General features: G+C 39.7%; 1 pseudogene. It reads right to left on the bottom strand.

Annotated elements, in window-relative coordinates:
- Positions 1–102: 102 nt before the first annotated feature.
- Positions 103–335, bottom strand: a pseudogene (locus tag ACFIO5_RS11505) (P-type DNA transfer ATPase VirB11); the annotation flags it as partial.

The raw sequence follows: 335 nt of genomic DNA, 5'->3' as shown, positions 1-335 counted from the left end.
ATTGACAAAAGATTCTCCGTCGCCTCTACTGTCACTTATTTCTCCTTTTCTGCTTTTCAAGAGTTGCCTTAAAAAAGCCTTTTAGAGCAGGGGCATTTTCCTTTAATTCCCACCAAAGATGTTTCTTTGTTTAAAGGGATCATAATAAATTTCTGTGACCTTAAATTTTCCCTCAATCCGTTTACATTGAATGATGATATCAATCATTGAAATCAACAGCCCTCGAATATCGTCACGCTCTAAGTCTCCTCCACCCTCACTTTCTTTCACCAAAAGGGTCATTTGCTCAAAGGCTGCAAGTGCTGTTGAGGCATGAACCGTGGTAATTGAACCTG

This window comes from Bartonella sp. AA86SXKL (assembly GCF_042196885.1).
This window is presented reverse-complemented; position numbering and strand designations above follow the sequence as displayed.